The following is a 10,079-nucleotide window of genomic DNA, read 5'->3' on the forward strand; positions in this document are numbered from 1 at the left end:
ATTTGAAAGGAGTTGTTAGTATGCAAACGGAACAAAAGAATCAGTTAGAAGAAAAAGATGAAAAATATCTTTGGCACTCGATGAAAAAATATAATCCTTCTACAATGGTTGTAAAATCTGGCGATGGTGCATGGATTACGGATACAGATGGGAACAGGTATTTAGATGGAATGTCTGGGTTATGGTCAGTGAACGTTGGCTATGGAAGAAAAGAATTAGCGGAGGCTGCATACGAACAGCTTCAAGAATTGCCTTTTTACCCTTTAACACAAAGCCATCTTCCTGCAATTAAATTAGGGGAAAAGTTAAACGAATGGTTAGGCGATGAGTACGTTATTTTCTTTTCTAATAGTGGTTCAGAAGCGAATGAAGCAGCGTTTAAAATTGCGAGACAGTATCATCAACAAAAAGGGGACCATGGACGATATAAAATCATTTCACGTTATCGTTCGTATCACGGGAGCTCAATGGCGGCGCTGTCAGCGACAGGTCAGGCTCAGCGGAAATACAAATATGAACCTTTGGGACAAGGGTTCTTACATGTCACTCCACCTGACAGCTATCGCTTTCCTGAGTATCATACGGCAAAATCATTTAGCAAAGCATGTGCAGAAGAAATTGATCGTATGATGAAATGGGAACTATCCAACACCATTGCTGCGGTTATCATGGAACCGATCATTACAGGTGGTGGAGTTCTTATTCCAGATGATGATTATATGAAGCAAGTGAAAGGCATTTGTGAAGAAAACGGAGCCTTACTAATCTGCGATGAAGTCATTTGTGGGTTTGGTCGTACTGGTAAGCCTTTTGGTTTTATGAATTACGATGTCAAGCCAGACATTATTACAATAGCAAAAGGTCTAACAAGCTCCTATCTTCCCTTGTCTGCAACGGCTGTGAAACGTGAAATCTACGAAGCGTTTAAAGGGACAGATGACTATGATCATTTCCGCCATGTAAATACTTTTGGAGGAAATCCTGCTGCGTGTGCTGTAGCCCTTAAAAACTTAGAAATCATTGAACGAGAAAACCTGATTGAACAATCAAGTCGACTTGGGAGTCGTTTATTAAGTGAATTAGATGAACTATATAATCATCCTAATGTTGGGGATATCCGTGGTAAGGGATTATTAGTCGGAGTGGAGTTAGTAGAGGATAAAGATTCGAAAAAACCACTAGAGCTGAAAAAAGTGAATGAAATGATTTATGCGTGCAAAGCAAAAGGACTTATTATCGGAAAAAATGGTGATACCGTAGAGGGATATAACAATGTTCTTACTTTAGCTCCGCCGTTGAGCATGACTGAAGATGATTTTACATTCCTTGTTAAAACGTTTAAGGAAGCCATACTTTCACTATAAAGTTCGTTTATTTATCTATTTATACTTGTAATCTTCCTTATTTTAGCCTTAGTCGGAGAACGATTAAGGCTTTCTGTTATTTCCTCGTAGATACTTCATCATGGTTTCTTCTAAAGTGAAGATTTTATTCTTCGATGCCTTATCGTTTAACAACAATATGAATTTTTTCTTATCATTCTAAAATTGAAAAAGGGGATTTTTATATGACTAATAAAGTAAAAATAGGTTTGATTCAAGCATCCAACGATGTTGATGGAAATGAACCTGTTAAGCTTCATAAAGAAAAAGGGATTGAAAAGCATATCCAATTAGTAAGAGATGCTGCAGCTAAATGTGCTCAAATTATTTGTCTGCAGGAAATATTTTATGGACCATATTTTTGTACAGAACAAAATCCGAAATGGTACGAAGCAGCAGAAGAAGTTCCAAACGGACCGACGACGATTCGATTCCAGGCTCTAGCTAAAGAATTAGGTGTGGTTATTATTTTACCAATTTATGAACAAGAAGGTATTGCCACTTACTACAACACAGCAGCGGTCATTGATGCGGATGGATCCTATCTAGGCAAATACCGCAAACATCATATTCCACAAGTCAACGTTGGGAATGACGGTAATGGATTCTGGGAGAAATATTACTTTAAGCCAGGGAATTTGGGTTATCCCGTCTTTGATACGCAGTTTGCAAAAGTTGGCGTATATATTTGTTATGACCGCCATTTCCCAGAAGGTGCAAGACTATTAGGTTTGAATGGCGCTGAAATTGTATTCAATCCTTCAGCGACTGTGGCGGGACTATCGGAATATTTATGGAAACTAGAACAGCCAGCTCATGCAGTTGCCAATGGTTATTATGTAGGGGCAATTAACCGTGTAGGAACAGAAGCACCTTGGAATCTAGGGGAATTTTATGGACAATCCTATTTAGTTGATCCAAGAGGAAATATGGTGTCAATCGGTAGCCGAGATCAAGATGAAGTTGTAATTGGCGAAATGGACAAGGAACTGATTAGAGAAGTACGGAACACTTGGCAATTTTTCAGAGATCGCCGACCAGAAACATATGGAGCAATGTCAAGCATTAATAAGTAATACCGATCAATTTTGCTAATAGATAAGAAAGTTTATGTTATTACTAGATACACCTTCGAACTTGATGCAGCTATGTTTAGCTCCAACCGCCAGCTCGCGGGCCCCTTTGTGGGGTCAGAAAGGCGATTCGCCTTTCATCATTCTGGCGTCGAGCTAGAGAGCGCTTTGCGCTTTTCTTGCCTAGCTCCGTATCAAAAAGATGATAGATTGATTACTCTATTTGGGAGGTATGAAGATGAGAGATGATAGCAAATCCTTTGTTTCTCTGGCTATATTAAATCGAAATTTTGAGGAAGTGAAAGCAGGTCTATCACCAGCAGCGGCAATGGATGAATCCAATCGTTGTCTCTATTGTTACGATGCACCGTGCATTCAAGCATGTCCAACAGGGATTAATATTCCTTCTTTCATTAAAAAAATTGCTTCTGGAAATTTAAAAGGATCAGCTACAACCATCATGGAGGCAAATCCGATTGGGGCTAGTTGTGCTCGAGTATGTCCTACTGAAGAACTTTGTGAAGGAGCATGTGTGTTAAACCATTCTACCAAGCCGATTATGATCGGGGATTTACAGCGATATGCCACAGATTGGGCAATTAAAAATGAACAAATATTATTCAAAGCTGGTGAAAAGAATGGAATGAGCGTTGGCATAATTGGAGGGGGTCCTGCTGGATTGTCAGCTGCTCGAGAACTTGCACGCTTAGGCTACGATGTCACGATTTACGAAGCTAAATCAAAAGCTGGCGGACTTAATACGTATGGAATCGTATCTTTCCGCTTACCACAAAAAGTGGCTCAATGGGAAGTTGAACAAGTAGAAAAATTAGGTGTTCAAATCAAAACAAACATCACGGTAGGACGAGATATATCTGTAAATGAAATTCTTGAAACGTATGATTCTGTCATTTTAGCTATTGGTATGTCCAAAGGACCTATGCTTCAAATTGAAGGAGAAGAGCTAAAAGGGGTTTATGATGCGATTCAGTTTGTTGAAGATTCAAAAACAAAAGAGATAACAGACGAGTTAATTGGCAAACGTGTAGTGGTAATTGGTGCGGGGAATACCGCGATCGATGCTGCAACTTGCTCCGTTCGTTTAGGCGCGGAAAATGTGAAAATTCTATATCGTCGTTCCCAAAAAGAAATGACAGCTTATGAGTTTGAGTTTGAATTTGCTAAGCAAGATAACGTTGAATTCAGATGGCTAACTGCTCCAACTCGTTTGATAGGGGACAGCATTGGTCAAATAAGACATATGGAATGTATCAAAATGAAATTGGGTGAGCCAGGAATTGATGGTCGCCGACAACCCGTTCCTATTGAAGGCTCTGAATTCATTTTAGAAGTTGATGCGGTCATTAAAGCGATTGGTCAAACGAGATACCTAGAATTAATAGATGCATTTGGACTCGAACAGCACAAGGGAGTCGTGAAAATTAATCTCGAAACGTATCAAACGTCCAATCCAAAAGTTTATGCAGTAGGAGATGTCATATTTGGTGAAGGGCAAGGAGAAGCAATGGTGGTTTCAGCTGCTCAACATGGAAAAAAAGCGGCTTATGCTATTCATCAACAATTAAAAAATTCTATTATCGAAACCGCATAATTAATAGAAGATGTAGTTTTTACTATCATTTGCTTAGGAGGAATTCTGATGGCGGATTTAAGGATTAATCTTGCGGGGATCGAGTCGCCGAATCCATTTTGGCTGGCCTCGGCACCACCAACTAACTCAGGGTATCAAGTTCAACGTGCGTTTGAAGCAGGCTGGGGTGGAGCGGTTTGGAAAACCCTAGGTGAACCGATTATTAATACCTCTTCAAGGTTTGCGGCAATTAGTTTTAATGGAAAAAAAGTGGTCGGTTTTAACAACATTGAACTGATTACAGATCGTCCACTTGAAGTGAATTTAAAAGAAATATATGAAACGAAAAAACGATTTCCGAATCATGCAATCATTGCCTCTTTAATGGTTGAACCTAGCAGAGAAAAATGGCATGAAATTGTTAAGCGAGTAGAAGACGTAGGGGTTGACGGTCTTGAGTTGAACTTCGGATGTCCTCACGGGATGGCAGAACGTGGGATGGGAGCAGCTTCAGGTCAGCAGCCGGATCTTGTTGAGTCGCAAACAATGTGGGTGAAAGAAGTAGCTAGGACTCCAGTCATTGTGAAACTAACACCAAACATTACGGATATAACGATGACAGCAAAAGCAGCTGTAAGAGGTGGAGCAGACGCTATTAGTATGATTAATACAATAAATAGCCTAGCGGGAGTCGATCTCGATACGTGGAATACAATCCCACATGTTGCAGGAAAAGGGGCTCATGGTGGCTATTGTGGGCCAGCAGTAAAACCGATAGCGCTAAATATGGTAGCGGAATGTGCAAGAAACGCAAATATTAATATTCCAATATCAGGTATCGGAGGCATTTCAAATTGGCGAGATGCGGTTGAATTCATGTTGATGGGTGCTACGGGTGTTCAAGTTTGTACAGCTGCCATGCACCATGGATTTAGTATTGTCGAAGACATGATTGATGGACTCAATAACTACCTCGATGAAAAGGGAATCCTATCGGTTACTGAACTTATTGGGAAATCGGTAGAAAAGTACTCCGATTGGGGAAATCTAGACTTAAATTATCAAACAGTAGCAAAGATTAATACGGATATTTGCATCAATTGCAACAAATGCCACATTGCTTGTGAAGATACAGCACATCAATGTATCGAGATGCTAACAGATCCAAAAGGTAACAAATATCTTAAAGTCCGCGATGCGGATTGCGTTGGATGCAATCTATGTTCCATCGTATGCCCTGAAGAAGGAGCAATCAGTATGATAGAGCTTCCACGCGAAAAAATAGCTATGACTTGGAATGAGCGTCAACATGCATTAGCTAGTCTAAGAGGATAACAACATCTGTTTTCTAAATTGTGAAAGGAGAATTGTTATGAAAAAAATGATTAAAAATGGAACGATTGTCACGGCAACAGATACGTTTAGTGCGGATGTTCTTATTGATAACGGAAAGGTCACAGCGATCGGCTTCGATTTGCCAAGTGTTGGAATGGAAGTTATTGATGCAAAAGGGTGTTATCTATTCCCTGGTGGGATTGATCCACATACTCATCTAGAAATGCCATTTGGAGGAACGGTGAGCAAAGATGATTTCGAGTCAGGTACAATTGCCGCTGCTTTCGGTGGAACAACAACAATCATTGATTTCTGTTTAACAAATAAAGGAGAGCCGCTCAAGAACGCGATTCAAACTTGGCACGCGAAATCCAAAGATAAGGCAGTGATTGATTATGGATTTCACTTAATGATTGGAGAAATCAATGATAGCGTTTTAGATGAAATCCCTCAAGTCATCGAGGAAGAAGGTATCACGTCTTTTAAAGTGTTTATGGCATACAAGAATGTTCTACAGGCAGACGATGAGACTTTGTTTCGAACGCTTGTAATGGCAAAAAAACATGGAGCACTCGTAATGGTTCATGCTGAAAATGGAGATGTCATAGACTTTTTAACAAAAGAAGCGTTAGCGGCTGGAAACACTGATCCAATCTATCATGCGTTGACGAGACCATCAGAAATCGAAGGGGAAGCAACCGGAAGAGCATGTTTATTAGCAGGTTTAGCCGAATCCCAGTTGTATGTCGTGCATGTCACTTGTGCAGAAGCGGTTGAGAAAATTGCAGAAGCGAGAAACAAAGGATTTACTGTGTATGGGGAAACTTGTCCTCAATACCTTGTTCTGGATCAATCGGCTCTTGAAAAACCTGATTTTGAAGGGGCAAAATACGTTTGGTCTCCACCTTTACGAGAAAAGAAACATCAAGAAGTATTATGGAACGCATTAAAAAGTGGTCAACTTCAAACACTTGGTTCTGATCAATGTTCTTTTGATTTTCAAGGACAAAAGGACTTGGGGAAAGGAGATTTTACCAAAATTCCAAATGGTGGCCCTTTCATTGAAGACCGGTTTAGTGTGCTTTTTTCAGAAGGAGTAAAAAAAGGAAGAATTAATCTCAACGAGTTTGTGGATATTGTCTCGACTCGTTCAGCAAAGTTATTCGGATTATTTCCCCAAAAAGGAACGATTGCAGTTGGAAGTGATGCAGATATCGTTATTTTCGATCCGGAAAAAGAACGTACCATTTCAGTTAATAGTCATCATATGGCCGTTGATTATAATGCATTTGAAGGGATGAGAGTGACAGGTGAGCCTGTTTCTGTTCTTTGTCGTGGAGAATTTGTCATTCGAGACAAGCAATTCGTTGGCGAACGAGGCAAAGGACAATATTTAAGACGTGGTAAGCATGTACAGCCTTCTAATCCCACAAAAGTAGAAGCTTCACGATAATCACAACAGCAATACACATCGATAATCCACATGAAAATCAGGTGTTTTTAAGGAATCAATGGTGTTTAAAATCCCCTGATTTACTTCCTATTGCTCATATTCATTTATAAAAAAGTAATGACTCAGGAGGTTAGTTTATGAGTTCGTTTAAAGAATTTGCTTTGGAGAAGGAAAAAATTGATTTATACCTGTACGAAGGATATGAGATTAGTAAAGTCACAGAATCTCTCGATGGGGAATTTGTTGAATTTGAAAAACCAGCAAATCGAGAAGAGAAACAAAGCTTGATACTTTCTACAGCAGATGGGAGAAAATATCTTTCTTCTATTGTTTTTGAGCAACAGAAGGACCGAATTAAATTAGGGAAATAATACTGTGGTGAAAAAAATTACACGAATCTTACAATTTACTCTAGAATCAATTATATGGATGAAATGAGAAAATCTTTATTTTTATTCTGGTGGTAGAAGAGTGTGAAGCTGTGGAAGCTGAATTAATCGCCAGTGACCCTCGTGTGCAAAAACTGGTACTAGGTCTGAAGAAACAACTATAACCGAAACTAGGATGAGTTAATTTTTATCAATCACAATACAAACTTTGAGAAAAAAGAAGTGGCTTCTACATTCCTAGTGTTTAACAGATTAGTTTTTTCAGAAATAATAATTGAAGACTATGATGAAAACTGGCTTAAATATTGATTTTTAAAAATCGGTAAATAAGGGAAAAAAACATACCACTTTCAATAAGGTACCATGTACTAAAAACTTCATTTTGATTAATCATGGTGAGCCTTATCATTTGTATGTGATTTCCCTGTTTGAGAAAGATTTAATAGATGAAAGCACATCAACGTATAAATTTGATGTGCTTTTTTGAGTATATTGCGCTGTTTTAACCATTTAAGATTTTAAAACCCCGAATACCTGCGAAAAATTTTCGCTGGTACCCGGGGTTTTAAATTTAGAAATTACCTGGTTCAGATCTTTCCATCGGTAATCTTTACAAGGGACTTACGGATATTAGAAGATGGTGGGTATGAAACGAAAGAAGTGCAGTCTGATGATATGTTCCCGCAGACCACTCATTGTGAAGCTGTGGCTTGGTTGGAACTGTGTAAATAGAAAGCAGATTTATGCAAAATAATACGGTTTTATTTAGGTTCTATTATTTATTCATATGAAAGTTTTAGTTTTAAAATATTATTCTTCACAAGAAGGTTGATTAATAATCTAAGCATAAGCTTCTTAATTTTTCCAATTAGTGTACAATATAAGAAATCGTGATTAGGAATATTTACTAGATAGTATGTGATTTATAGAGAGGAATATCATTTATGATTATAGATTATGTATGGATAAAAACAGATGTAAGCACATATTCTATTCATTTAAACCGAAAATTCAACTATAGTTATAACTTCAAAAAACGTACGTTAGAAAGAGAAAAGAATAATGAATATATATCAAATTTATATGGGTCTAATATTGAAAACATAGTTGCAGTGATAGGAGAAAATGGTGCAGGAAAATCGACTTTTTTAAAAGTTCTCATGGAGGTATTGGACGGAAATAAGTTTACTAATTACATGTATACTATTGTTGGAAGTGATAAAGAAGAGTATTTTTTTTCTACAAACATAATTAATTTAAAAGTTAATGGTCTAACAAATTACCTACCAATTGAAAAAATAAGAGATTTTGAAATATTTTTTTATTCGAATATTTTTGATGCAAACAATTTAATAAAATATCCATCAAAAATTCATAATATTTCTACCAACGCCTTATTAGATTCTTTTGATACCCAATCAAGTGGAATTACGAATTATAAAACTAAAAATAACCAATCACAAATTTTATTTACAATTATTAATCAAAAAGAATTAGAGTTAAGTGATTTTGTTAAAATTCCTAAGTATGTATATTTAAAATTAAATGAATCATTAACAGAATCAATATATAACAAAAAATCAAAAGAAGATAGGAATTATCAAGAAGCTCTTGATTATATGATTCAGGAGTTTATAAAGTTATCTGAAAATGATTCAGAAATAGATGAATTTGAAGAAGAAAAAGAGTTATTGAGAAAAGTTTTTAATTATACATACAATAAAATAATTCAATGGATGGAAAATTTATTAGATGCAATTGAGAATGAAAGCTTTATAAAGGGTGAGATTCATTGGGATAAAACTAAATTTAATATGTTTTGGAATCAACTTCAAAGTGATTTAGAAGTTGAGAGAAGTGTAAATTCGATAAAACTATTTGGTAAGATTGATTCGATAACAGCAGCTCAGTTTGAATTACTAAAAGAAAATATTTCCAGTATATCTCAAAATGAGATTAATAAAGAATATGAAACACTTGATAATATTATTAATACTATAATAGTTAACGTTGATAAGAATATTGCGGATTCCTATTTAAATATTCTCGTAACAGAGAGAGAGTTAATAAAATATAAGTTAAAAGAATTTTTTTCAGATAATTTGGATATTGATTTTTTATTAAATGAGAACGAAATAGAGGATTTAAGGAGTATTTTAGAAGAAATCACTTTTAATGCTTTCTCTATTAAAGTTGAATTACATAATTGGCTAGAAGAATTTTTGAACTTGGATTACAATAATATGGATGTTTTTTTAGACAAAGTTGAAGAGAAATTTATTTTTTATTAACGGAAAATTCCGTTTTAAAAGAAGTGGATGTTGTTCTATATAAAGAAAAAGATTTTCATTATAGCGAATTTGTGAGATATGAATATATAGGTAATGAATTTAATATAAATCATAACATTGATTCTGAAAGAGTCGCCAGGAATTTAATAGATAATTTTAATGATGATTTTTATTTAACTGAGGATCACGATTTCAATAATGAACTAGAATTATTAAGTGAAATAGAGGAAGAATTTACTTTTCTTGAAGATAAAGATATGGATAATTTATTGCTTAATTCTGAGAATCTAAATGAAACCAAATTAGAATATATTAATAAAATCATTAATATGTTTAAAAATTTCTACAATCCTATGATTGAACATTTAAATATTGTAAGGAAATTGATAAACAAAGTTGAGGTTAAATCTAGACAGGTTCGTATTAAAACTAATGACGAGTTATTAAAAATATACGTTGAAAACTATAAAGAGGAAAACTTTTTTAATTTAGAATGGAGAAATTTGAGTAGTGGTGAATATTCTATTTTAAATTTCTTTACAAGATTTTATGAATTGAGTTTATC

The 10,079-nt window shown here is 35.8% G+C and carries 7 protein-coding genes and 1 pseudogene; all 8 read left to right on the top strand.

Annotated features, from left to right (window positions below; genetic code table 11):
• Positions 1-20 precede the first annotated feature (20 nt).
• Positions 21-1,364: an aminotransferase gene (locus AC1DOS_RS05980; protein ID WP_477536760.1), complete on the top strand. Its 1,344-nt coding sequence runs from the start codon at positions 21-23 to the stop codon at positions 1,362-1,364.
• Positions 1,365-1,567: 203 nt separating this feature from the next.
• Complete coding sequence (locus AC1DOS_RS05985) at positions 1,568-2,458, top strand: nitrilase-related carbon-nitrogen hydrolase (RefSeq protein WP_477536761.1); 891 nt, start codon at positions 1,568-1,570, stop codon at positions 2,456-2,458.
• A 235-nt stretch (positions 2,459-2,693) separates the two neighbouring features.
• The gene (locus AC1DOS_RS05990; protein WP_477536762.1) at positions 2,694-4,067 is read left to right on the top strand and encodes an NAD(P)-dependent oxidoreductase; all 1,374 of its coding nucleotides are present in this window, start codon (positions 2,694-2,696) and stop codon (positions 4,065-4,067) included.
• Between the two features lie 48 nt (positions 4,068-4,115).
• On the top strand, positions 4,116-5,381 hold the full coding sequence (gene preA / locus AC1DOS_RS05995) for an NAD-dependent dihydropyrimidine dehydrogenase subunit PreA (RefSeq protein WP_477536763.1): 1,266 nt from the start codon (positions 4,116-4,118) through the stop codon (positions 5,379-5,381).
• Positions 5,382-5,418: 37 nt separating this feature from the next.
• Positions 5,419-6,834, top strand: coding sequence for a dihydropyrimidinase (gene hydA / locus AC1DOS_RS06000; RefSeq protein ID WP_477536764.1), 1,416 nt, complete (start codon positions 5,419-5,421; stop codon positions 6,832-6,834).
• Positions 6,835-6,971: 137 nt separating this feature from the next.
• On the top strand, positions 6,972-7,205 hold the full coding sequence (locus AC1DOS_RS06005) for a hypothetical protein (protein ID WP_477536765.1): 234 nt from the start codon (positions 6,972-6,974) through the stop codon (positions 7,203-7,205).
• 962 nt (positions 7,206-8,167) lie between these two features.
• Positions 8,168-9,514, top strand: a complete 1,347-nt coding sequence (locus AC1DOS_RS06010; protein ID WP_477536766.1) for a hypothetical protein — start codon at positions 8,168-8,170, stop codon at positions 9,512-9,514.
• 23 nt (positions 9,515-9,537) lie between these two features.
• Positions 9,538-10,079: pseudogene (locus AC1DOS_RS06015) on the top strand (hypothetical protein); the annotation flags it as partial.

This window comes from Paenisporosarcina sp. P5_A11 (assembly GCF_056400705.1).